Consider the following 23,896-nt stretch of genomic DNA (forward strand, 5'->3'; position numbering starts at 1 on the left):
TGATGAACAAATTCCCTACATGATTTATATGTCGTTATGGTCAGAAAAAGTTCCTCTGTACCCTTTTTGTTTACGACAACACATTAAGGTTTATGTCGTCAAGCGTTGCGCATCCTGTCAAAAGCATGGCTTGTTTTAGTTCTTTTGTCATTCTTCTAATCGCTAGGGCAACCCCCTCTGCGCCTCCACCATAAGCGGCAATAACAAGTGGCCTTCCAATTAGGACCGCGTCAGCACCTAATGCCAGCATTTTTAAAACATCAGTTCCCGACCTAACTCCACCGTCAACAATGACAGGAATTCTTCCATCCACTATCGCAACGATTTCTGACACAACCTCAGCTGTTCCTGGCGTATGATCGAGCACCCGCCCGCCGTGATTAGAGACGACAATCCCTGCAGCACCAGCTTCTATCGCTATTATTGCCTCATCCACCGTCATGATTCCTTTGATGATAAACGGCAACGACGTGCTGGAAATAATCGTTTTCATTTCCTCTTTAGTTTTTGGACCGACAGCTATAGTAACTAGGCCCGCCGCATCTATGTCCATGCCCACCGCAACGGCGCCTGCTTCCTCGGCTCGACGAAGGTATTTGGGCACTTCATCTAGCTCTCTCGGTTTTATAAACGGAATACCACGACCTTGAGCTTTTGCAACGACCCCCGCACCCGTATTATACATTGCAGGGTCTGGCGCATCACCCGTGCACCCTAAGGACCCTTCCGTGAGGCAACCTTGAATTATAGCCTCAGCCCATTCTTCTTCATTCAGTGCACCACCCATGTTGAAATTGTTGCCAGTAATGGGTGCAGCGAGAATTGGGGTTGAAAGTTCTTGACCAAAAAGTTTGCACTTGGTATCCGGTTTCTTAACACTATGAAGCGTCCTCAGATTTAGGCGAAACGCTGCCAGTGCTTCCACGTTATTTTTGAAGGATGCACCTGTCCCCATTCCTCCCATACCTGGTACTTCCCCGGCACAGGCTTTACCATTACATTCTGGACATACCCGACAATATCCCTTGAGTTTTTCTCGCGCAGTTTCACGAACTGTTTTTATGTTCATCTCAATAACCTCCAACTTTTAATCTATAGTTCTCGAAGTATCCCTTTTCTTCTTTAAATTTTATTCAAAACAAATCGTTCAATGGCCTCTGCCACCCCATCTTCCTCATTTGTAGAAGTGACGATATTTGCCAGGTCTTTAATTTCCGTTCGGGCGTTTCCCATGGCTACACCAATGCCAGCATATTTAATCATTTCTAAGTCGTTAAAGCTGTCACCGATCGCCATAACATCTTCCTGGTGTATACCAAAGAGCTGTGCCAAAGCAGCCAAAGCGACGCCTTTATTCACAGAGCAATCCGTCATTTCCAGGAAAGTGGGCTTAGATTTTGTAATATGCACTTTGTCTCCATAGCGTTGTCTCAGCGAAGGAGCTAACTGATCTAGTTCTGATTCCTCCGCCATAAGAAGAATTTTCTCTATCCCTTCTGGTTCCTGAGAAAGTAAACTAAATAAATCTGCTTCCTCAATATGAACACTCGCAATTTGCTCATACTTCTGTGACCATTTATTGAGTTCCTGCACAATGACACGATTTCTAAGGTAAACTTGGGCATGCGCTCCCAGTGACAAAACATCCTGAACGATTTCGGCAGCCACAGCGCTGGGGATCACGCGCCTATATAGTATATCACCGCTTAAAGCCTGTTGAATCATCGCCCCATGATAGGTGATTACAGGGACATCTAGCCCTAGTTGTTCTGCATAAGGACGTGTCGAAATAGGCATCCGCCCCGTTGCAATCGTCATTTTGACTCCTTGGGCCTGAGCTTTTTGAATTGCGTTTACCACACGCGGAGAAATAGTCCAATCATCCCTAAGCAATGTGTCATCCAAATCCATTGCTACTAAACGAATCGCCAAGACTGCCTTCACTCCTTATATACCTAACCCATTATTTCTTCGAAAAGAGACATTCCTTTCATAAGCGACAACTATTCCGAAGACTTATTCGGGCTTATCTGATTTCATTGTTGATCGACATTAACCCGCTAAGCTAAATAACGTTTCAAATACTGCCCCGTATACGAAGCGGAAAAAGCAGCGATATCTTCAGGGTTCCCTTCTACCAGAACTTCTCCGCCCCGGTTTCCCCCTTCTGGTCCAAGGTCAATCAGCCAGTCTGCCGTTTTGATAACATCGAGGTTATGCTCAATGACGAGCACAGTGTCTCCCCCATCGACCAAACGATGAAGCACTTGGAGAAGTTTATCAATATCTGCTGTATGCAACCCTGTCGTAGGTTCATCGAGAATATAGATCGTTTTTCCCGTACTACGCCTGCTCAACTCCGTAGCCAACTTAATGCGCTGGGCTTCTCCCCCGGATAAGGTCGTTGCGGGTTGACCTAGGCGAATATAGCCAAGCCCCACATCCTGTAGCGTCTGTAATTTGCGAGCAATTTTCTGGACCACTTGAAAAAAATCCACCGCTTCATCCACGGTCATATCCAGGATTTGAGCAATGCTTTTTCCTTTATATCGAACTTCTAAGGTTTCTCGGTTATAGCGTTTTCCCTCACAAACTTCACAGGGAACGTAGACGTCCGGAAGAAAATGCATTTCAATCTTGATGATTCCGTCTCCCCGGCACGCTTCACATCGTCCACCTTTCACATTGAAGCTAAACCGCCCTGGTTTGTACCCCCGCATCTTAGCTTCTGGCGTTATGGAAAAGAGTTCACGAATAAAATCAAAGACTCCAGTATACGTAGCTGGATTTGATCGAGGCGTTCGTCCGATCGGAGACTGGTCAATATCAATGACCTTTTCTAGATGTTCTAACCCTTCCAAGCGCTCGTGAGCTCCAGGACGAAGACGAGCACCATTAAGCCTGGATGCTAATCCTTTATAGATGATCTCATTGACCAAGGTGCTTTTACCAGAACCGGAAACCCCCGTCACGCAGGTAAACAAGCCCAGCGGAATGCGGACATGGATACCCTTTAGGTTGTTTTCTCGAGCGTCAAAAACTTCGAGCCACTTATCATTCGGCTGTCGACGCTCCTCTGGAACGACTATCTGTTTTTTGCCACTCAAATACTGCCCAGTAATCGATTCCTTATTAACCTTGATTTCTTCAATCGTACCTTCAGCAACCACTTTCCCACCATGAGCCCCTGCTCCAGGACCAATATCAATAATATGGTCTGCGGCAATCATCGTATCTTCATCATGCTCTACTACGAGCAAGGTATTTCCAAGGTCACGTAAACGTTTGAGTGTTGAAAGCAAACGCGCATTATCTCGTTGGTGAAGCCCAATGCTCGGCTCATCCAAGACATAAAGAACGCCCATTAAACTTGACCCAATCTGAGTCGCCAAGCGAATCCGCTGTGCTTCTCCCCCAGAGAGCGAGCCAGCGGCACGACCCAGTGTCAGGTAGTCCAGTCCGACATTGATCAAGAATCCGAGTCTCTCCCGGATTTCCTTCAGAATTTGGAAGGCAATCGTTTCCTCTTTCGGTGTGAGAGTTAGTTGATTCAGAAAGCTTATTGCTTCGGTAATCGGAAGACGAGATAAATCATCGATTGAAATTTCGCCTACCTTCACAGCTAATGCTTCCGGTTTCAGACGTTTCCCATGACACCTCGGGCAGGGGTGTTCACTCATGTACCCTTCGATTTCAGTTCGTACCATATCTGAAGTTGACTCCCGATACCGACGTTCGAAAAGGGGCACTAGCCCTTCAAAGTTGGTATTATACGTTTTTAATTGATCAAACATATTTTGATACTGAAAGAAAATCGGGGTCTCTGTCCCATAGAGCAAACCCTTCCATTGGCTCTCTGTTAGGTCCTTCAAAGGAGTAGCCATCTCAAAACCAAGATTAAGGGCCGCGGCTTCCATCATTTTCGGGTAATAACTTGACGTTGATTTAGCCCAAGGCACAATCGCCCCTGAAGCCAGGGACAAGGAACGATTAGGAATGAGAAGGTCAACATCTACGACAAGATTCGCCCCAAGCCCGGTACACGCAGGACAAGCTCCATAAGGGCTATTAAAGGAAAAAAGACGCGGAGAAATTTCTTCGAGAGCAATCCCACAATCGGGGCATGCGAAATTTTCGCTAAAGAGCAACTCCTCTCCGTCGATAATGTCCGCAATGACATTTCCCTCGCCAAGTTTAAGCGCTGTCTCCAATGAATCAGCCAAACGCTCAGCACTTTCAGGCTTCAGAGAAATACGATCGATCACCACTTCAATGGAATGTTTTTTATTTTTTACCAGTTCGATCTCTTCACTAAGGTCTCTCGTCTCTCCGTCTACTCGTACTCGAACATACCCGCCCTTGCGGGCTTCCTCAAATATTCTCTGATGTTCTCCTTTTTTGCCTTTAACAAGCGGTGCTAAGATTTGAAGTCTGGTCCGCTCAGGTAAACGCATCAGTTGGTCCACCATTTGCTGGACAGTTTGTTGGGAAATTCCTCGACCACACTTTGGGCAATGCGGATGCCCAATCCGAGCATAAAGCAGACGCAGGTAATCAGAGACCTCCGTTGCGGTGCCGACAGTGGAGCGAGGATTTCGATTCGTTGTCTTTTGATCAATAGATATTGCTGGGGAAAGTCCCTCGATGGAATCAACATCCGGCTTGTCCATCTGTCCCAGAAATTGTCTTGCGTAGGCTGAAAGAGATTCCACATAACGCCGTTGTCCTTCAGCATAGATTGTATCAAACGCCAGGGATGATTTCCCCGAGCCGGATAATCCAGTGATGACGACTAGCTTGTCGCGAGGGATATCGATGTCGATGTTTTTTAAGTTGTGGGCGCGTGCACCACGCACGCGCAGGTAGTCTTGGGTCATGCGTTGGCCTCCTAGTTTGTCGTGTAACTTTATTTCTTGTTTCCTCGCTTAGATTGTTTATACCTAGTATTACCACGTTGCTGACTTGTCATCTTATATTTATTTTCTTCCCCTTTTAGCTCAATCATCGCATCCCGGATTTCGGCTGCACGCTCGAAGTCTAGGTCGCGGGCCGCTAGGCGCATTTCGTCTTCTAGGCTTTTAATGAGTGAGGCTAGTTCCTCGGGCGGTAGTTTCGTTCCGTAGGCTCTTTTCGTTTCTGCTACTTTAGTTGCCTCTGGTGCTTCGTGAACTGCTTTACGAATGGTTTGTGGTGTGATTCCCATTTTCTCGTTCATCGCCATTTGAATGGCTCGGCGCCGGTTTGTTTCGTCGAGGGCGTTCTGCATTGAGCGAGTGATTTTGTCTCCATACATAATGACCTTGCCCTGGGCGTTGCGCGCTGCACGACCTATGGTTTGTATGAGTGAGCGGTCTGATCTTAGGAACCCTTCTTTATCGGCATCCAGAATTGCCACTAGAGAAACTTCTGGTAAGTCCAGTCCTTCGCGCAGGAGGTTAATTCCTACGACTACTTCAATCAGACCTAGGCGAAGCTCTCGAAGAATTTCAACTCGTTCAAGTGTTTTGATATCCGAATGAAGGTACTTCACATTAATCTCTAGGTTTTTGAAGTAATCCGTTAAATCTTCTGCCATCTTCTTGGTTAAAGTCGTGACAAGAACTCGTTCATCCTTAGCGATCCTTGCTTTAATTTCACCTAGCAAATCATCAATCTGTCCTTTGGTTGAACGAACTATGATTTCAGGATCTAACAACCCGGTGGGGCGAATAATCTGCTCGATTACTTCTGGACAGTGTGCCAATTCATACGGTCCTGGTGTAGCACTGACATAAATGCTTTGCTTTATGGTTCGTTCAAATTCCGTAAACGTCAAGGGGCGGTTATCCAAAGCAGAGGGCAGTCTAAAACCATAGTTTACCAGGGTAGTCTTGCGCGACCGGTCTCCTTCGTACATTCCTCTTACCTGGGGTAGCGAAACATGGGATTCATCTACAAAAAGGAGAAAATCGTCCGGGAAATAATGCAGTAGAGTGTAGGGTGTCTCCCCAGGCTCTCGAAACGTCAAGTGTCGCGAATAGTTTTCAATTCCGTTGCAAAAGCCCATTTCTCTGAGCATTTCTAGGTCGTAGCGCGTTCGCTGTTCAAGGCGCTGTACTTCTAAGAGTTTATTTTCCGATTCTAAGACCTTCAGCCGGTCATCCAGTTCCTTTTCAATATTCACTGCCGCTTCCATGACCTTTTCATGAGCTGTCACATAGTGCGAATTCGGGAAGATCGAAACATGATGCCTCTCCCCTAGGATTTCCCCAGTGAGCACATTAATTTCGTAGATGTGTTCAATTTCATCTCCGAACATCTCCACCCTAATCACTCGTTCACTAGAAGCAGCTGGATAGATTTCTACGACATCCCCTCGCACACGGAATGTTCCCCGGGTAAAAGCTATATCATTTCGGTCATATTGAATCGCTATCAGTTTGCGCAAAATCTCATTCCGATCAATCACTTGTCCCTGGCGTAACGAAAGGACAAGATCACGGTAATCATCTGGAGAACCTAAACCGTAAATACAAGAAACGCTGGCCACCACAATCACATCGCGACGCTCTAGTAGGGAAGCGGTCGCGGAGTGTCGCAATTTCTCGATTTCTTCGTTGATAGAAGCGTCTTTTTCTATAAACGTATCGCTCGATGGCACGTAAGCCTCTGGTTGATAATAGTCATAATAACTTACAAAGTACTCCACCGCATTCTCTGGAAAGTATTCTTTAAACTCACTATAGAGTTGTGCAGCTAAAGTTTTGTTATGTGCGAGAATCAGTGTGGGCCTTTGTACTTTTTTAATAATATTCGCCATCGTAAAGGTTTTTCCTGATCCTGTAACCCCTAGTAACGTCTGGTGGTTCCGACCGTCGTTTACTCCTTCGACCAGAGCATCAATCGCCTGGGGTTGATCCCCTGCAGGTTGGTAAGGGGCATGTAAACGAAATTCCATGCTCCGCTCTTCCTTTCAAATAAAATCACCTAACCAACAAAAGCTGAACAAACTACAAAATTCAACCTTAAAACCGCTAATTTAGGAAGAATAATTTATAATTCTTCTTAATTATTTTACATCTAAGACTACTGTAATTCAAATTATACTTTCACAAAAACTATTAAAAGCCGAGGTATTTTCGGCTTTTAATGTTTTTTATATATTATTTTACTGTTGCTTTTCCTTATCTGCCTTTTTACCTTGATCTTCTGAGCTTCCCGCCGCTTTAGGTTGCTCTGTCTGTTGCTTTAACATTTCAGGAGGCACTGTTTTCACTTGTTCATTGGCAGTTTTCTCTGTACCAACGACTTTACCTTGGGCGTCAAGATATTCACGGGTTGTTTCTGTCTTTATCCGTTCCGTCACCTTCTCAACTCCTGCAGGAACAGCGCTCGAGTCTTTTGACTTGCCCTGTGAATCGGAGGCTGAGCCTTGCTTATTCCCGCTTTGCCCCTGGTCCTGACTCTTCTTGTCTCCTCCTTGATCCTTCGATTGATTTTTAGATTGAGACGCTTTCTCCGTTTGAGCCTCTTTTTGTTTTTTATCTTGTTCTGCGTTCTTCAGTGTTTTGGTGTAACTCTTTTGGACAACCGCAATATTTTCTGGTGTTACCGCCTTTACTGGGATAACCTTGGCCGGAATTTCCCCTTGATCACTCGTGATCGATTCAGTAACTTCTAAGGGTTCCTTTTTTATAATCTTTTGTGCCCATTGATAAGCATTGACTCCTTGAAGATAAGGGGATGTATCAATATCTCCGGCCTGAGTACCGCTAACCATCCTATCTAAAGATGAAACACTGGCCTGTCCTCCGATCAGGACAACCTTTTTATCTAATTGTGCCTGCTTCAACACTTCGTTGGCCTGAGCAGCTAACTTTTCGGTATGTGCCAAAATTCCTTGAACCTTACCGGGATTCTTCTGGATAAAATCAGCTAAAGCAGCTTTAGCAACTGATTCAGAACCCGAAGGACTCGGAATACTTTGTACTGTTATCTTAGGATATTTAGTTAATACGGCTCTATTCCCAGCTAAGCGTTCTTGGAATCCACCTTCAGTTGGGTCTCCTTGTAATACAATAATCTGACCCTCTGTTACTTTACTAACCAGAGTTTGAGCCATCAACTCTCCCACCTTCTCTTGGTCAGGAGTGATGATCCCTTCAGGTTTGACACCCGCAGGAAGTTGGGTCAAGGCCAAGACCGGAATTTTGTCGGATTGAGATTTCTGCAGAATGCTTTCATTCCCGCCTTGATAAATCAGGATCTTTGCATCTTTAAGGGGAGATTCTTCTGTTGTTGATGCATTTTTGTCTATATACTTCACTTTCACGTTTTCTTTCTTAGCCAAATCATCGATTCCTTTGGAGATAAGTAGTTTATTGGGATCATCTTCATTTAAAGAAACTGCTATGATAGTTTGCGATCCACTCGTCTTTTTAGAACTATTTTTGCTTTTGTTCCCTAAAAGGCCTTGTAGACCACAGCCAGTTATGGTTAAACTAAGACATAAAGAAAAAACGATTAATAATAACCGTACTCTCCTTGACATAGCACACGCTCCTTCCCCCACGCGACCTTTCATTCTTTAGATTAGTTTTCCCTCCTGGTCCCAAATAATGCAATAGAAAAGGTAACTAAGTGGAATTTGGGGTTATTTACCTTAGTCGTTAACGGTGTATGCTCACCTTAACCGTTGAGCTTGTCCTAATATTTACATACAGAGTTTTTCCAGTGCTTTCGTAAGAGTTTCATCCTTAGCCTTCTTAGTTTCGTTCTGACTCATATCATTAAATAATAGAAAGGAGGGGTTTCATTGCCCATCAAATTAGAACATATCTTAAAGCGGGTTCAGGCTTTACCCCCCCTGCCCACATCTGCAATGCACGTGATTGCCCTGACCAAAAACCCCGAAACAACCGCGAAAGAACTGGAAACTGTTATTGGGCAGGATCCGGCGCTGACTGCTGGCATGCTTCGCCAAGCAAATTCCGCCTATTATGGCTATGCGAGACGAATTTCTTCCCTACAGGAAGCGATTGTCATGCTAGGCTTTCAGGTGACACAAGGGTTAGCGATGTCTGCAGCGGTTGCCCCCTTACTAAAGACCCAACTTGTGGGTTATGAGATCGAACAAGAGGGTCTCTGGAGGCACTCTATGCTCACCGCTATGGCCGCGAAACGTCTGTGTCGAAACCGGAAATTCCCTTTCGGCGATGTTGCCTTTACCGCAGGCTTACTTCATGATATTGGAAAACTGATTATCTCCGTTTATGTTCAAGAAGTGGGCGATTATCTTTTAGAAAAAGTAACTAAAGCGAATCTTTCCTATGTCGATCTTGAGGAAAAAGTCATTGGCTATAATCATGCGACAGTCGGTGGATTTTTGGCCAAGTCTTGGAATTTACCGGAGGACCTCGTGCAAGCGATTTCCTTCCACCATGCCCCTTCGCATGCGCCAGACTATTCTCAATTAGCGAGCGTTATTCATGTTGCCAATGGACTTGCGAGTTTACTAGGCGTGGGGGGTGGCGTAGACAGTTTTCTAAATCCCCTACAACAAGAAGCTCTCAACCAGCTGGCGCTCAAAGAATCTGACCTTGAACTTCTCATGGCTGACCTTGGAGAGTTTCTTGTAGACCCAACCCTATTCAGTTAAGGGCCTCGATCCAATACAACCCATTGTTTTTAAATCACATAAAATTTGATTAAGCACAGTTTCCCGATAGCTATCCAATTGTTCAAAATTCACGGTATCCATATAGATCCCCTTAAGTTGAGACCTGTGTGTTTGCCAAGACGCTAAGGCCTCTATTAATTTTGGACTAAAAGGTCGTTCTAAGCCTTGATCTCCCAAGCTTTCTGGATTTCCCTGCCAGATCGCCAAATGCCTTTCGGGGAAAACAATCCCAATTACTTCATCTGGATTTAGAGGATGCAAGACGATTTCGATCATTTGTCCCAATTGCTGCGCTTCGCGCAAGACCCAGTCTAAGGCATCGAGCGTTTCCTCCCCTTCAAGTCGAATTTGATCGAAATCTGCCAAAAAATGGGGTGCTAGATTGAGCCACCCTTCCGACGTTAAGCCGTGCAAGAAATATGGCATAATAACGCTTTTTTGCAGCAGTTTAAGGGCATTTTCTGCAAGATGCCAAGGACCAGTGTTCTCTTTTTTTACTTTTAACCTGGACGAATTCCCCAAAATCCAGGCTATATCTTCTTTCTCTATGCGAGGTTTATGTTCCCTTTTTCCGATCAATGACCCAAGTTCTGCCGCTAACTCTTCCTCCAAAGTCATCTGTAACCCCTGAAGTCGATTTTCAATCTTCAAGATCTTTGAGTGTTGCTTTTCTAGCTTGCGTTCATCGCTGAACATGCTAAAATCAATGAATTTCTCAACAACACCCGGAGCACGCCAACGCAGGGGAGAAACTTCCGTGGCATCCAACATCGCTAACCCCATGCAAGGCATAATAAATCCTGCCATTGAATCTGGATCCCGTGCCGAACGCAAGAAATCGATGTCATATCCCCTATCCAGCAATTCCAAACCAATAACCTTTATTAGGGTTGATTTACCTGTCCCTGGTCCTCCCAATAAGACATAGGCCCGTTGCCAATTCGGCATCATGTTCGGCAAAAGAGATATGTACCCCCTAGTGGTCATTCCTTCGGCAAAGTAATGTCTCACCCCAGTCTTATTTCCCATGTTTGTCACCCCCGTCATTTTATATTCAGCGTAGTCTATGCACAGAGGGCAACAACGGTCACTATCAGGTACCCTTAGTAACCTAGTTTCGCCAAATGAAAGGGATTCACTATGGAAAATAATAATGGCACGCCTTTTTTATAAAGCGTGCCATTTAAAACCCTTATTTCAGTTGCCCTTGTAACGTTTGGAGAGCCTTTTGAAGTTGCGGATCAAAATTCGTGTCTGTTGGCGAAATAGTAGCTGTTTGCCCTTTACCTAGTTCCACCTTAACATCCGGTTCAATTCCCTTTTTATGAATATCTACCTTGTTAGGTGTTAGATATTTGGCCGTTGTCAGTTTGACACTGGTCCCCGAATCCAAGGGGAAAATCGTTTGCACAATTCCTTTGCCAAATGTTTTTACTCCCACAAGACTTGCCGTTCCTTTATCCTTGATCGCCCCTGCTACGATTTCAGCCGCAGATGCACTTTCTTCATTGACCAGTACCACTACAGGCATTCCCAAATACGTTCCCGTGGCCATTTTTGTATCAACGTTTCCTTGCTTATCTACAATATAGACGACGGGTCCCTCTGGGATAAAGTAACTGGCAACCTGAACCGCTGCATTAAGTTCTCCACCGTGGTTATACCTCATATCCAGGATAAGTCCCTTAAATTTCTTAATGTCCATTGTATTTAAGGTTTCCTTAAGTTCCGTCCCCGTATCTGAAGCAAACTGAGAAATATTGATATAAGCAATATCTGGACGACCAGGTAATGCTTGACCCTCCACTGTTGGAACTGAGATATTCTCTCTCATTAAATTCACAGTTGAGGATTTCTTCGTGCTTTCCCGATAAACGCCCAGGGTTACTTTCGTCCCCGGATTTCCACGCATTAAGCTTACCGCTTTGTCTTGCTCCATACCGACAGTCTCTGCCTCATCAATCTTGACAATGACATCGCCTGGTAGAATGCCTGCCTTACCAGCTGGCGAATTCTTGATGGGGCGTAAAACCACGAGTTTTTTGGGATCTTTAAGACTAAGAACAATTCCGACTCCACCGAACTTTCCTTCAAGCACCTGGAAAAGTTCTTGATTCTCCTTGGCATTCATATACGTCGAATAAGGATCTCCTAATACATCTACAATGCCTTTAGTCGCGCCTTCAACAAGCTGATCTGTCGTTACCTTTTCTAAATAATCATGACGAATTAGTTGTACAACGTGAACTAAGCGTCCCACGTTATCAACGTTGGCAATCACGATCCCTCCTACCAACGTGGTCACCAATACCGAGAATATTAAAAGAACGACTCCGACGTGTTTAGCAATTCTCTTCCAGTTCCATTCCTGCAATCAAGTCAAACCCCTTCCCTCAAGTCTCGTTCTATTATATGCTAGTCCCTATGTAGAAATACTGCTTATCCCATCAGTCCGGAAAAAAACGCAAGGGATCAGAAGGGTTTCCGCCTTCACGGACTTCAAAATGCAGATGTGAGCCTGTACTCCACCCTGTAGAACCGACATATCCAATGACTTGATTTGCTTGAACCGATTCACCTTCAGTAACATTCAAGCTGGACTGATGCCCATAAAGTGAGGATACCCCACTTCCATGATCAATAATCACCATATTTCCATAGGCCGTATTCCATCCGGCCATTATGACGACCCCTGCTCCGGTAGCATGAACCTGCGTTCCTTGTGGAGCAACAATATCTGTTCCGGAATGCAAACTCCGTTTGTGGGTAATGGGGTGAATCCGCCAACCGAAGGGATCACTGATTTCGTAAAAGCCTGGTACTGGCCATACAGAGATTGTACCACTCACTCCTCCGGTACGTGCCGCCTGAAGTTTCCGTATTTTATCTGCCATAGCATTCGATTCGGATTCTAAGCGGTCAATATCGTCAAACGCAGCTTGTTGGCTCTTCTGATTTTGATCTAAGGCAATACGCTGTTGTGACTTTGTCTTTTCAAGATCTGAGCTGACTGAAGACGCCTGCGCTTGAAGAAGGGCAGCTTGATCCCTTCGGCTCTGCAAATCGCGGTTTTTTTGGGCTATTTGTTCCTTTTGGGATTTAATATCCAACAATAGCTGCTTATCATTGTCTATTAACTTAGAAAAATACTCCATTCTAGTTATAAAATCACTGAGGTCTGAAGACTGAAAAAGCAGTTCTAAATAGCTAATCTGACCACTCTCATAGATTCCCCGGGCTCTTTTTCCCAGGGCACTCTGGCGACCTTCTAGCTCTTTTTGTTTTTCGGCCAGTTCCTTTTGCGCTATGATAACTTGCGATTGGGCTTGGGCATAAGCGGCCTGTTTCTGTCCCAAAAGGACCTGCGCTGCGGCTATTTGCGTTTCAAGCTGAGTCAGTTGAGCCTTCATCTTCTCAGCTGTAAAGGTTAGTTTGTTAAGCTGACCTTTGGCTTGATTCTTCTGATTGATAATGTCCTGCTGCTCCCCTAAGGCATCCCCTAGTTCATTGGCCCGAGAGGGCAATGCGGATGCCCCAAGTATCACAAGGCTCATTATTACCATCGGCGCCAATTTCTTCTGGAACAAGGAACTCCCTCCTCTCCATAACCATACCGTTCTGTTTGAATCTTGGCATATGATAGCCTTTATCAATACACTTATGTCACCGAAATCGCATATCTAACCCAAAAAGCGGGGTATTTCTCTCATTAATTTTTATGCTCTGAGGAACTTCTGTAAAGATAGCCCGCTCCCAATAGCGCCCATTGCCATCCCTGCAAGCAAAAGACCCGCAGAGACTTGATGAAAGAGGATGGTATTTTGAACAACCGGAAGAAACGTTAAAGTCGACAGGATATACATAGTTATCCAATTATAGCCCATGCCAACAATGCTGGCTGCCAGCGCACCTCCAACAAGGCCTAGTGCCATGCCCTCAATAAGAAAAGGCCAACGGATGAAGCTATCACTTGCACCCACTAATTTCATGATTTGAATTTCGCGACGGCGGGAAAAGACATTCATTTTAACATTAATAGAAATCAACACGACAGCAGCGATTCCAAACGCTCCAACAACGCCCAGACCAATCCACCTCAACCATTGAGTGAACTTCAAAAGTTTATCGACATATCCCTGTCCGTAGCGGACCTTATCTACCCCAGGTAGAGCGGCTACCTTGTCAGCTAGAATTTTTACATTTTGTGGATCCGTTACTTTGACCGTTAACTTATCTGGGAAAGGATTCGTTCCCCCGAGATCTGCCAATAGATTATTTTGCGTTCCACTCATCGTCTTGCCAAAATCATTAAGGGCTTGGTCCTTGGTCACAACCGTCACCGAAGCCACCCCAGGCATCCCTTGAACCTGAGTTTGCAAGTCTTGGACTTGTTGTGGAGTTGCGTTGTTTTGAACAAATGTTGCAATTTCCAGTTGAGATTCAAATGATTTCGCCATATTAGAGGCGTTGGCCAGAAAAAACACAGAAAAACCCAGAATCACTAAAGAAACCATGACGGTTAATACCGATGCAATGCTAAGCCAGGGATTTCGTTTCATGGAGTGAGCAGTTTCACGCAGAATATAGCCAGCAGAATTAAACATCATAGCCATATCCCCCCTGTTCTTCATCTCTCGCAACCCGTCCGTTTTCTATGGCAATAACCCGCTTTTGCATTTTATTCACGATTGCCCTAGCATGAGTGGCCATGACAACCGTCGTCCCTCGTTTATTAATATTATAGAGCAAATCCATAATCTCCCATGCTGTTTCTGGGTCCAGATTGCCGGTCGGTTCATCTGCTACTAACAGTGCGGGATTATTAATGATTGCCCGTGCCACGCAGACACGCTGTTGCTCCCCACCCGACAATTCATGCGGATAGGATTTCTCTTTGGCTGCGAGCCCGACAAGTTCCAATGTCGTACGTGTACGTGTTAGGACTTCTCGCTTCGCCACACCGATTACTTCAAGAGCAAAACCCACATTTTCGGAAACCGTTTTATTGGGTAGCAGCTTAAAATCTTGAAAGATCACCCCAATGCTACGCCGTAAATAGGGAACTTCTCGTTCTTTCATACGTACCAGATTTTTATTATTAATCTGAACCTGTCCCCGCGTTGGAATTTGGTCACGATAAAGCAGACGAATTAACGTCGATTTACCAGCTCCACTCGGACCTACCAGAAAAACAAAATCCCCTTTGCCAATTTTAAGATTGACATCGACAAGGGCTCTGGCACCGTTTGGATAAATCTTGGACACATTTGTCAATTGTATCATACTGTCCTCCTTGATTTTCGCACGCCTCGCCCTTTTTTCTCCATACCCTTTAAACCATTCGACACATGTCGTGAATTTCCTGTTTGAAATTTAAACAATCCGCTTAATAATCACTGTGCTTTGTTTCTTTGTCTGTTAGGTTCTTGTCTCTGACCACTCCCTACTCTCACTTACGCTAAGAAGGGACCGGCGCCCACAAGAGTGCAAGTCCCTTCTTCATACGAAGACAGATTCAGCAATAGTTCTGCATAAAATTACCTCTTTTTAGCAAGAACCTCATGAACTGCTTTGATTAAATCAGCCTTGGTTAAGCCGAATTTCTCAAGAAGTTCCAGCGGGCGACCAGATTCTCCGAACGTATCTTTAAGTCCTACGCGTACCATCGGTGTGGGCTGTTTCTCACCCAGAACCTCCGAAATTGCGCTTCCCAATCCACCGATAATATTATGCTCTTCCGCCGTCACGACAGCTTTCGTTTGCTTGGCAACTCGCACAATCGTTTCCTCATCCAGTGGTTTCACAGAGGCCACATTAACAACGCTTACGCTGATTCCTTCGGAAGCAAGCGCAGCGGCCGCCTCTAAAGCTATGGACACCATCAAGCCATTAGCCATTATCGCTACGTCTGTACCTTCTTTGAGGACATTCGCCTTACCTATCTCAAAGTGATAATCCCCCCCGAAAAGCAGCGGAACCTCGAGTCGCCCCATCCGAATATAAACGGGGCCTTTGTAGTTAGCAGCAGCCAAAATCACTTGACGAGTTTCTTCCCCATCTGCGGGAACTAAAACCACCATGTTCGGAACGGCACGCATGATAGCCACATCTTCGATGGCCTGATGAGAACCTCCGTCCTCTCCCACAGTAATTCCTGCGTGAGTCGCTGCAATTTTAACATTTAGCTTAGGATAAGCAACAGAGTTTCGGATTTGCTCAAAGGCCCGTCCAACTGCGAAAATCGCGAAGGTACTGGCAAATGGAATTTTGCCTGTCGCAGCAAGCCCAGCAGCGGTCCCAATTAGATTTGACTCTGCAATACCCATGTTAAAGAAACGCTCAGGATACTTTTTCCCAAAGTCAGCGGTCTTGGTCGACTTCGATAAATCTGCGTCTAAGACAACAACATTGGGGTTTTCGGCCCCTAAAACTAGAAGAGCCTTGCCATACGCATCGCGTGTCGCTACTTTATCAACCAAGGTTTAACGCCGCCTCTCGTAATTCTTTCAGTGCCTGCTCGCCTTGTTCAACGCTGGGCGCATTGCCATGCCAGCCTGCTTGATCTTCCATGAAAGAAACCCCTTTGCCCTTGATCGTCTTAGCAATAATAATAGATGGTTTTCCCTTAACCTGCCTAGCCTCAGCAAACGCCGCGATCAGAGCATCTATATCATGCCCATCAACTTCGATCACGTGCCAACTAAATGCCCGCCACTTTTCCGCTAATGGAGCTGTACACATGACGCTATCAGTGGTTCCATCAATTTGTAAACCATTGTAATCTAAGACAGCGGTAACATTATCTAGTTTATAGTGCGCAGATGCCATGGCTGCTTCCCAAATTTGCCCCTCTGCCATTTCACCGTCACCGAGTAAAGCGAACACGCGATAATCCTTGCCATCCAACTTGCCCGCTAGTGCCATTCCATTGGCAGCTGAAAGACCTTGCCCTAAGGAACCCGTCGACATATCCACGCCAGGTGTCTTCTTCATGTCAGGATGCCCCTGGAGCATGTGGCCGGTTTGCCGTAGGCCCTGCAACTCGCTTTTAGGAAAATACCCCTTCTCCGCGAGAGCGGAGTAAAGCACAGGAGCCGCATGTCCTTTTGAAAGAACAAAGCGATCTCGGTCTGTCCATTGTGGCTCTTCTGGATTGATTCGCATTTCACGAAAAAATAACGTGGTTACAATATCAGCGGCAGATAAACTCCCTCCGGGGTGTCCAGATTTTGAAGTTACCAGCATGGAAATAATATCTTGACGAATAACATTGGCTATTCGCTTTAGGTCAATGGTAGTCAAGTAATTCCCTCCTTCAGCTATGTCATTTTTTTATTGCACAGTTTTAGTCTTCTGCAGAAATGATGCTATAAACGCATCAATCTCGCCATCCATAACTGCCCACACATTTCCTGTTTCCTCGTTGGTACGATGATCTTTGACTAGGCTATAAGGATGGAAAACATACGAACGGATTTGACTTCCCCAAGCAATCTCTTGCTGTTCACCACGGATTTCAGAAATCTCGTTTTCCTGTTCCTTACGCTTTAATTCTAGCAACTTCGCCTGTAAAACGCGCATGGCTGCAGCTTTGTTTTGGGTCTGTGAGCGTTCACTCTGACACTGAACAACGACCCCGGACGGCAAGTGTGTAATTCGAATAGCAGAATCCGTCTTATTTACGTGTTGTCCACCCGCCCCACCAGAACGGTAGGTATCCACCCGCAGATCTTCCGTATCAATCGTTATTTCATTGTCCTCCGTCACTTCAGGGATAACATCCACAGAAGCAAATGATGTATGACGACGTCCTGATGCGTCAAACGGCGAAATTCGCACTAACCGATGCACACCTTTTTCAGATTTTGCATACCCGTACGCATTTTCCCCATTGAAGGATAGAGTAGCGCTTTTGACACCCGCCTCATCTCCAGCCAAGAAATCCAGAGTCTCCACTTTATACCCGTGTCGCTCTCCCCAACGTATATATAACCGATAGAGCATTTGCACCCAATCCTGGGCTTCTGTACCCCCGGCCCCCGCATGGAGAGTTAAAATAGCATTATTTCTGTCATAAGGACCACTAAGCAGTATTTCTAGTTCCAATGCTTCAAATCTCGAGTGAAGTGCCTTTATCCCTTGCTCAATCTCCGGCTCAAGACTCACATCATCTTCCTCAGAAGCTAGTTGCCATAGGGTCGTAGTATCCTCGATTTGATGCTCTAGTTCTTCGTAAATCTTGATCTTCCCCTGATGAAAAGCCAACTCCTGCATGGTTTTTTGAGCAACGTCAGGGTTATCCCACAAATCTGGCCGCTGAAATTCTCTCTCCAGAGCACTAATCTTTTCTATACGTTGAGCGACGTCAAAGAGAAACCCTCAAATCTGCCAAGCTCAATGTTAACGTTTCCAATTCTTTTTTCCAATCAGAAAGCACTTATATTCACCCTTCCAAAACCTACTTCTTAGTCTCTACTCCACAACACTTCTTATATTTTTTACCACTGCCACACGAGCAAAGATCGTTGCGTCCGATCTGGTCCCCGACATGTACTGGTTCGCTGGGTTCCCCTTCATAGCGGTTTTCTGTCACATTTCGCGGTTGTTCAGGAACTTCTTCCCGAACTTGAGGGGTAACGCGCATCACATAACGGATAATATCGTCCTGAATCGAATCAATCATTGCTTGGAACATTTCGAATCCTTCACGCCTGTATTCAACGAGCGGATCTTTCTGCCCATAGGCACGCAAGCTAATTCCTTCACGCAACATATCCATCGCATCCAGATGATCCATCCATTTGTTGTCCACAACTTGAAGCATCACAGCACGTTCAATCTCTCGCATTAGATCAGAACCGAACTGTTCTTCACGACTGTCGTAGAGAGCTTTCGCTTTGTCCAGTAACATTTCTTCAATTTCTTCTTTTGAAAGATCGATTAACTGTTCAGTCGCCAAATGGATTCCTGGCAGGAAGAAACCTTCGATATAATCAGCCAAAGCCTCTAAATCCCAGTCTTCTGGGAATGTGCTTTCCCCACTAAACATACTTATGCTGTCCGTCACTACTTTTTCTAACATATCCATGATGTTACCGCGTAGGTTTTCTCCCATCAGCACCGCACGGCGCTGGGCATAGATCACCTCACGTTGTTGATTCATGACATCATCATAATCAAGGACGTGTTTACGAATATCAAAGTTACGGTTCTCCACGCGTCGTTGAGCAGTTTCAATAGAACGGGAAATCATCCTGGACGTAATCGGCATAGAATCATCCATACCTAGTTTGTCCATGATGCCCATGATATTTTCCGCACCGAACAGGCGCATGAGGTCATCTTCTAATGAAATAAAGAATTGGGTTGATCCGGGGTCTCCTTGGCGACCTGCACGTCCGCGCAACTGATTGTCAATTCGTCGGGATTCATGACGTTCTGTGCCAATAATATGCAAACCGCCAAGTTCAGGCACGCCCTCACCCAAAATAATATCTGTTCCCCGGCCTGCCATGTTCGTAGCAATGGTGACCATCCCGCGCTGTCCAGCTTGTGAGACAATTTGCGCCTCTTTTTCATGGAATTTTGCATTAAGGACTTGGTGAGGAACACCACGCTGCCCCAACATATCACTCAAATGTTCCGATTTCTCGACAGAAACCGTCCCCACAAGAAGCGGCTGTCCTTGGGCATGGCGTTCAATGACACTTTCTACGACCGCTAGAAACTTACCTTCTTCCGAACGGTAAATCACATCTGAGTCATCGACCCTGATCATGGGTTTATTTGTAGGGATTTCCACAACATCGAGCTTATAAATTTTTCTAAACTCTGGCTCTTCTGTCATGGCCGTTCCGGTCATTCCAGAAAGTTTGTTATACATTCGGAAATAATTCTGAAACGTGATAGTAGCCAGGGTTTGTGATTCTTTTTCGATCTTAACGCCCTCTTTGGCTTCAATGGCCTGGTGCAGACCTTCACTGTAGCGACGTCCGAACATCAGGCGTCCGGTAAATTCGTCGACAATAATGACTTCTCCATCCTTAACCACGTAGTCGCGGTCCCGTTTGAAGAGGGTCTGTGCTTTCAATGCCTGGTTTACATGGTGGGCCAACTCTGTATGAATATCCTCATAAAGGTTATCAACACCCAACATGCTCTCCACTCGGCTAACTCCTTGTTCGGTAAGAGTGACAACCCGCTCTTTTTCAATGACTTTATAATCATCTTCAGGTTTCAATCGGGGAATAATCATGGCCACACGAAAATATAATTCCGTGGGCTTGTCCGCTTCTCCTGAGATAATAAGAGGAGTTCGTGCCTCGTCAACGAGGATCGAGTCCACTTCGTCGACAATAGCATAATTAAGGACACGTTGAACCAAAGCATCTGGTCGAGTAACCATGTTATCCCGCAGATAGTCAAAGCCGAATTCGTTATTGGTCCCATACGTAATATCTGCGGCATAGCTATTCCGACGTTCCTCATAGTTTAAGCCATGCACCACTAGGCCTACGGAAAGACCAAGAAACTGGTGAATTAGTCCCATCCCTTCACTGTCCCGACGGGCTAGATAATCATTGACTGTCACAATATGAACCCCTTGACCTGTTAGGGCATTCAAATAGGCCGGCAAGGTGGACACGAGGGTTTTCCCTTCCCCTGTGCGCATCTCAGCAATCCGGCCATCGTGCAGTACCATACCTCCAATTAATTGCACATCATAGTGCCGCAGACCTATAACTCTTCGGCTGGCCTCTCGAACAACTGCAAAAGCCTCTGGCAACAGAGAATCTAGGCTTTCTCCCTGCTCCAAACGTCCTCGGAATTCAGCGGTCTTGCCACGCAATTCATCATCGCCAAGGGCTTGGATCGCCGGTTCAAAGCTATTAATCACTTCAACGCGCTTTTGATATTTACGTATTTCTCGCGCATTATCATCAAATATACTTAAAAAACCCATTATGTCCACCTTTCTCAATCCTTATGTTCACTAATTTTAACATCCTTGAGAACCGACTGCAACCAAGCCAGGCTAATTACCCATGGGATATTTATCCTATACGATGGCAAACCTTCCGAGGCATTCCAAACAGCACCCCTGACGTAAGATTAAATACCAACATCTCATGCACTTTCAGTGATCCTATCGATGTATTGCCTAGGTCAAACTATACGATCTGAAAACTTCTGACTTCTGAATATGTATATTGAAAGGCCCGCAAATGCGGGCCTTTCGCTTGATTTATTAAAAGCGACTATTTTGTCCGAGTATGACACACGACTTACCCGGCACATGGCTGTTTAAGTCTGAGGTTGAAGCAACCCATAGTCCCCATTGTTGCGAAGATATACCACATTCATTTCTTGGCTTTCTGCATTTGTAAACACAAAGAAATTATGTCCCACAAGATTCATCTGCATGATTGCTTCCTCTACAGACATAGGCTTCGCTGGAAATTTCTTATTCCGAACAACTTCCTCATGGGGTTCATCATTCGCAATGACGGGTTGTTTAGGTTCATGATCCTTCAAGACCTTCGAGCGCATCCGCTTATTTATTCGTGTCCGATATTTATCGATTTGGCGTTCCAACTTCTCAACGACCATATCAATGGAAGAATACATATCTTCAGTTTCTTCTTCCCCGCGTAATATCATACCATGGATTGGGGCTGTTACCTCTACCCGATGTCGATCGCGCTCGACAAGCAAGGTGACCTGAACGTCCATGAACTCATCAGAGTATTTTGCCAACTTGCCTACCCGTTTCATAACATACTCTTTAAGTGCATCCGTCAGTTCGATATGTTTACCACGAATAATAATGTTCATTAATTCAACCCCCTTTTAAGATGGTATACATCTACTATTCCCGATTTACACAAAAAATCCTGCTATTTAAAATTTGATCCTAATATTTTTTCTTGTTAAAGCAAAAGAGAATCGTTGTCATTATCTCAACGGTTCTCTTGCCAGGCATTTCATAAAAACCTCGTTAACGGACCATCACGTTAGAAGCTTGCACACCGCGTGGACCTTGCGTAACGTCAAACTCAACGGATTGTCCCTCTTCAAGAGTACGAAATCCATCTCCAATAACTGATTGAAAATGAACAAAAACATCTTGTCCATTCTCCTCCTGCTCGATAAATCCATATCCTTTTTGTTTGCTGAACCATTTGACTTTACCTAACACCTGGCTACACCCTCCTTGAATTTGTTCATACCATTAGGAGGATACCCAGCATAGGCGAACTCTAAACAACGGACTTGTGTGTCAAGCGCTCAGTCTTACGACGCAGAGCAAACTAATCGTTCAAGCTCAGCTATACTCATGCAGAAAACGCTCCGGGACCCAAGTCCAGGAGCGCCTTTCTACATAGCGTTTACATTTATCCCCTACAACCCAACCCCAGACGAGCGCAGACGGTTCGCTCCCCGTCAGCACGCCACTGGGACTTGTCCATGGATGGACTGATGCCGCAGTGACAAGGATGGCATGGAGCGGTGCACATGCATTCTGCCCATAGGTTTGGCAAGCCAGCGAACCGTCCAGCTCGTCAGCGGCGTAACGTGCAGACGTGTGCATAAAACGCTCCCGGACCAGCCTACCCAAGAATCGCGTGTACAACAAGCTCCTTCTATAGAATTTTACTCAAGAACGCCTGTGTCCGCGGATTCTTAGGATGAGCAAACACCTCGTTAGGTTCCCCTTCTTCCATGATGATCCCTTCATCCATGAAAATTACCCGGTCGCCCACTTCACGGGCAAAGCCCATCTCATGTGTCACCACAACCATGGTCATCCCTTCTCGTGCTAAGTCTTTCATAACTGCTAGAACCTCTCCCACCATTTCTGGATCAAGAGCAGAAGTAGTCTCATCAAAAAGCATAATCTTCGGTTTCATGGCTAAGGCTCGCGCAATCGCTACCCGTTGTTGTTGACCACCTGAAAGGCGATCCGGATATTCGTTCGCTTTATCAGATAGACCAACTTTGGCCAAAAGCTCTAAACCAATCTTTTCTATTTCCGCTTTATTCATTTTGCGAACAATTACTGGAGCCAGCACAACATTCTGGAGGGCTGTCATATGGGGAAAGAGATTAAAGCGTTGAAACACCATGCCCACTTCTCTACGAATCGCATTGACATTAACCTCGGAGTTAAGAGGAATTCCATAGACGGTAATTTCCCCACTGGTCGGCTCCTCGAGTTTATTTAAGCAACGCAAGAAGGTGCTCTTTCCCGAACCACTTGGGCCTATTACAACAACCACTTCTTTTTCGCGTATATGGCAATCAATGCCTTTCAGTACTTCAAGTTTACCATAGGATTTATGCAAGTTCTTAACGTAGATCATTCTTACCCAGCCTCCTCTCCATATAGGCAACCCACTGGGAAATCAACTGAGTCATTAAAAGATAATAAAAAGCAACGGCTATATACATAGGAATGGGTTGGAAGGTCCGTCCAGCAATAATCTTACCACTATAGAAAAGTTCTTGAATCGCGATGATAGATAATAAAGATGAGTCTTTCAGCAAGGCAATAAATTCATTGCCCAGAGGAGGAACCACTCTTTTAAAGGCTTGAGGAAGGATTACATAACGCATAGACTGACTATGAGTCATCCCTAAAGAGCGGGCTGCTTCTGATTGCCCACGATCAATCGACTGAATCCCTGCTCTGAATATCTCGGCAATATAAGCGCCTGAATTAAATCCCATTGCCAAGACTCCAGCAAAATACTGATAATTGTCAGGCAGTGTTTCCCAATGAAGGAATTTAGGAATTAGAAAGTAAACTAAAAAGATTTGAACGAGCAACGGGGTGCCTCTAAAAAAGTCAATATAAGCGATAGCAACCGCCCTTAAGATCTTTGTCTTTGACAACCTCGCCAAGGCCATAATGAGGCCGATAACAACTCCGATAGCAACTGCACCTGCAGTCAGCTCCAAAGTGAGTAGCGCTGCTTTATTCAGTATAGGGATACTGTCAATCGCGGCCTGCCAGTTTAATCCCACAGAAAATCCTCCTTTTTCTTTAATTTTTCGTTCTTAGTTTTAGTGAAAATAGATAAAATTAGTCCAAACGCAAGTATTTCCGTTTTTATCTTAACGCCGATTAGAATTATACATTTTAGCGCAAATTTATACAAGTAAAAAAGCGTTCCAGAAGAATTCTGAAACGCAATTAAAACGTAAATTTCAAATCTTATAATGAGCCTAATCCAA

20 protein-coding genes are annotated in these 23,896 nt (G+C 45.2%); 1 reads left to right on the top strand and 19 read right to left on the bottom strand.

Features of this window, described 5'->3' with window-relative positions; translation table 11 throughout:
- Positions 1 to 70 precede the first annotated feature (70 nt).
- From E4K68_RS03575 to E4K68_RS03595, 5 genes are all read right to left on the bottom strand, one after another.
- Positions 71 to 1,069 (bottom strand): alpha-hydroxy-acid oxidizing protein, encoded by a 999-nt coding sequence (locus E4K68_RS03575; RefSeq protein ID WP_135377370.1) that lies wholly within the window; start codon positions 1,067 to 1,069, stop codon positions 71 to 73.
- A gap of 53 nt (positions 1,070 to 1,122) precedes the next feature.
- The gene (locus E4K68_RS03580; protein ID WP_135377371.1) at positions 1,123 to 1,932 is read right to left on the bottom strand and encodes a Cof-type HAD-IIB family hydrolase; all 810 of its coding nucleotides are present in this window, start codon (positions 1,930 to 1,932) and stop codon (positions 1,123 to 1,125) included.
- 128 nt (positions 1,933 to 2,060) lie between these two features.
- Entirely contained in the window at positions 2,061 to 4,877 is a 2,817-nt protein-coding gene (gene uvrA, locus E4K68_RS03585; protein WP_135377372.1) for an excinuclease ABC subunit UvrA, read from the bottom strand.
- Positions 4,878 to 4,906: 29 nt separating this feature from the next.
- Positions 4,907 to 6,937: an excinuclease ABC subunit UvrB gene (gene uvrB / locus E4K68_RS03590; RefSeq protein WP_135377373.1), complete on the bottom strand. Its 2,031-nt coding sequence runs from the start codon at positions 6,935 to 6,937 to the stop codon at positions 4,907 to 4,909.
- 210 nt (positions 6,938 to 7,147) lie between these two features.
- Entirely contained in the window at positions 7,148 to 8,530 is a 1,383-nt protein-coding gene (locus E4K68_RS03595; protein ID WP_135377374.1) for a substrate-binding domain-containing protein, read from the bottom strand.
- 264 nt (positions 8,531 to 8,794) lie between these two features.
- Here E4K68_RS03595 and E4K68_RS03600 point away from each other — a divergent pair, with 264 nt between their 5' ends.
- Entirely contained in the window at positions 8,795 to 9,637 is an 843-nt protein-coding gene (locus tag E4K68_RS03600; protein ID WP_135377375.1) for an HDOD domain-containing protein, read from the top strand.
- Here the strand turns inward: E4K68_RS03600 and E4K68_RS03605 are convergent.
- The 14 genes from E4K68_RS03605 to E4K68_RS03670 form a co-directional block, all read right to left on the bottom strand.
- Positions 9,626 to 10,687 (bottom strand): hypothetical protein, encoded by a 1,062-nt coding sequence (locus tag E4K68_RS03605; RefSeq protein WP_135377376.1) that lies wholly within the window; start codon positions 10,685 to 10,687, stop codon positions 9,626 to 9,628. The genes E4K68_RS03600 and E4K68_RS03605 overlap by 12 nt on opposite strands.
- 163 nt (positions 10,688 to 10,850) lie before the next feature.
- On the bottom strand, positions 10,851 to 12,032 hold the full coding sequence (locus E4K68_RS03610) for a S41 family peptidase (protein WP_135377377.1): 1,182 nt from the start codon (positions 12,030 to 12,032) through the stop codon (positions 10,851 to 10,853).
- A gap of 73 nt (positions 12,033 to 12,105) precedes the next feature.
- Entirely contained in the window at positions 12,106 to 13,245 is a 1,140-nt protein-coding gene (locus E4K68_RS03615; RefSeq protein ID WP_135377378.1) for a M23 family metallopeptidase, read from the bottom strand.
- A gap of 129 nt (positions 13,246 to 13,374) precedes the next feature.
- On the bottom strand, positions 13,375 to 14,265 hold the full coding sequence (ftsX, locus tag E4K68_RS03620) for a permease-like cell division protein FtsX (RefSeq protein ID WP_199241677.1): 891 nt from the start codon (positions 14,263 to 14,265) through the stop codon (positions 13,375 to 13,377).
- Positions 14,255 to 14,941 carry a cell division ATP-binding protein FtsE gene (gene ftsE, locus E4K68_RS03625; RefSeq protein ID WP_135377379.1) on the bottom strand — a complete coding sequence of 229 codons (687 nt, stop codon included), beginning with the start codon at positions 14,939 to 14,941 and terminating at the stop codon, positions 14,255 to 14,257. Before ftsE ends, ftsX begins: the two co-directional genes overlap by 11 nt.
- 254 nt (positions 14,942 to 15,195) lie before the next feature.
- Positions 15,196 to 16,137 carry a transketolase family protein gene (locus E4K68_RS03630; protein ID WP_135377380.1) on the bottom strand — a complete coding sequence of 314 codons (942 nt, stop codon included), beginning with the start codon at positions 16,135 to 16,137 and terminating at the stop codon, positions 15,196 to 15,198.
- Positions 16,130 to 16,960, bottom strand: coding sequence for a transketolase (locus E4K68_RS03635; protein ID WP_135377381.1), 831 nt, complete (start codon positions 16,958 to 16,960; stop codon positions 16,130 to 16,132). Before E4K68_RS03635 ends, E4K68_RS03630 begins: the two co-directional genes overlap by 8 nt.
- A gap of 30 nt (positions 16,961 to 16,990) precedes the next feature.
- Positions 16,991 to 18,095, bottom strand: a protein-coding gene (gene prfB, locus E4K68_RS03640; RefSeq protein ID WP_199241678.1) for a peptide chain release factor 2 whose coding sequence is annotated in 2 segments (ribosomal slippage) — positions 16,991 to 18,025 and positions 18,027 to 18,095 — 1,104 coding nt in all. Because the reading frame shifts where the segments join, the coding sequence is not laid out codon by codon here.
- A 21-nt stretch (positions 18,096 to 18,116) separates the two neighbouring features.
- Positions 18,117 to 20,621 carry a preprotein translocase subunit SecA gene (gene secA / locus E4K68_RS03645; RefSeq protein WP_135377383.1) on the bottom strand — a complete coding sequence of 835 codons (2,505 nt, stop codon included), beginning with the start codon at positions 20,619 to 20,621 and terminating at the stop codon, positions 18,117 to 18,119.
- Between the two features lie 341 nt (positions 20,622 to 20,962).
- Positions 20,963 to 21,493 carry a ribosome-associated translation inhibitor RaiA gene (gene raiA, locus E4K68_RS03650; RefSeq protein WP_135377384.1) on the bottom strand — a complete coding sequence of 177 codons (531 nt, stop codon included), beginning with the start codon at positions 21,491 to 21,493 and terminating at the stop codon, positions 20,963 to 20,965.
- Positions 21,494 to 21,656: 163 nt separating this feature from the next.
- Positions 21,657 to 21,857, bottom strand: coding sequence for a cold shock domain-containing protein (locus tag E4K68_RS03655; protein WP_135377385.1), 201 nt, complete (start codon positions 21,855 to 21,857; stop codon positions 21,657 to 21,659).
- Between the two features lie 126 nt (positions 21,858 to 21,983).
- Positions 21,984 to 22,292, bottom strand: coding sequence for a hypothetical protein (locus E4K68_RS03660; protein WP_135377386.1), 309 nt, complete (start codon positions 22,290 to 22,292; stop codon positions 21,984 to 21,986).
- A gap of 10 nt (positions 22,293 to 22,302) precedes the next feature.
- The gene (locus E4K68_RS03665) at positions 22,303 to 23,022 is read right to left on the bottom strand and encodes an amino acid ABC transporter ATP-binding protein (protein WP_135377387.1); all 720 of its coding nucleotides are present in this window, start codon (positions 23,020 to 23,022) and stop codon (positions 22,303 to 22,305) included.
- Positions 23,009 to 23,686, bottom strand: coding sequence for an amino acid ABC transporter permease (locus tag E4K68_RS03670; protein WP_135377388.1), 678 nt, complete (start codon positions 23,684 to 23,686; stop codon positions 23,009 to 23,011). Before E4K68_RS03670 ends, E4K68_RS03665 begins: the two co-directional genes overlap by 14 nt.
- Positions 23,687 to 23,896: the final 210 nt, after the last annotated feature.

This window comes from Desulfosporosinus sp. Sb-LF, assembly GCF_004766055.1.
Classification (GTDB): domain Bacteria; phylum Bacillota; class Desulfitobacteriia; order Desulfitobacteriales; family Desulfitobacteriaceae; genus Desulfosporosinus.

Coding starts and splice junctions, on each gene's coding strand:
- E4K68_RS03605 (WP_135377376.1), bottom strand. CDS start 10,687: ATGGGAAATAAGACTGGGGTGAGACATTACTTTGCCGAAGGAATGACC.
- E4K68_RS03575 (WP_135377370.1), bottom strand. CDS start 1,069: ATGAACATAAAAACAGTTCGTGAAACTGCGCGAGAAAAACTCAAGGGA.
- raiA (WP_135377384.1), bottom strand. CDS start 21,493: ATGAACATTATTATTCGTGGTAAACATATCGAACTGACGGATGCACTT.
- E4K68_RS03595 (WP_135377374.1), bottom strand. CDS start 8,530: ATGTCAAGGAGAGTACGGTTATTATTAATCGTTTTTTCTTTATGTCTT.
- secA (WP_135377383.1), bottom strand. CDS start 20,621: ATGGGTTTTTTAAGTATATTTGATGATAATGCGCGAGAAATACGTAAA.
- uvrA (WP_135377372.1), bottom strand. CDS start 4,877: ATGACCCAAGACTACCTGCGCGTGCGTGGTGCACGCGCCCACAACTTA.
- ftsX (WP_199241677.1), bottom strand. CDS start 14,265: ATGATGTTTAATTCTGCTGGCTATATTCTGCGTGAAACTGCTCACTCC.
- uvrB (WP_135377373.1), bottom strand. CDS start 6,937: ATGGAATTTCGTTTACATGCCCCTTACCAACCTGCAGGGGATCAACCC.
- E4K68_RS03665 (WP_135377387.1), bottom strand. CDS start 23,022: ATGATCTACGTTAAGAACTTGCATAAATCCTATGGTAAACTTGAAGTA.
- ftsE (WP_135377379.1), bottom strand. CDS start 14,941: ATGATACAATTGACAAATGTGTCCAAGATTTATCCAAACGGTGCCAGA.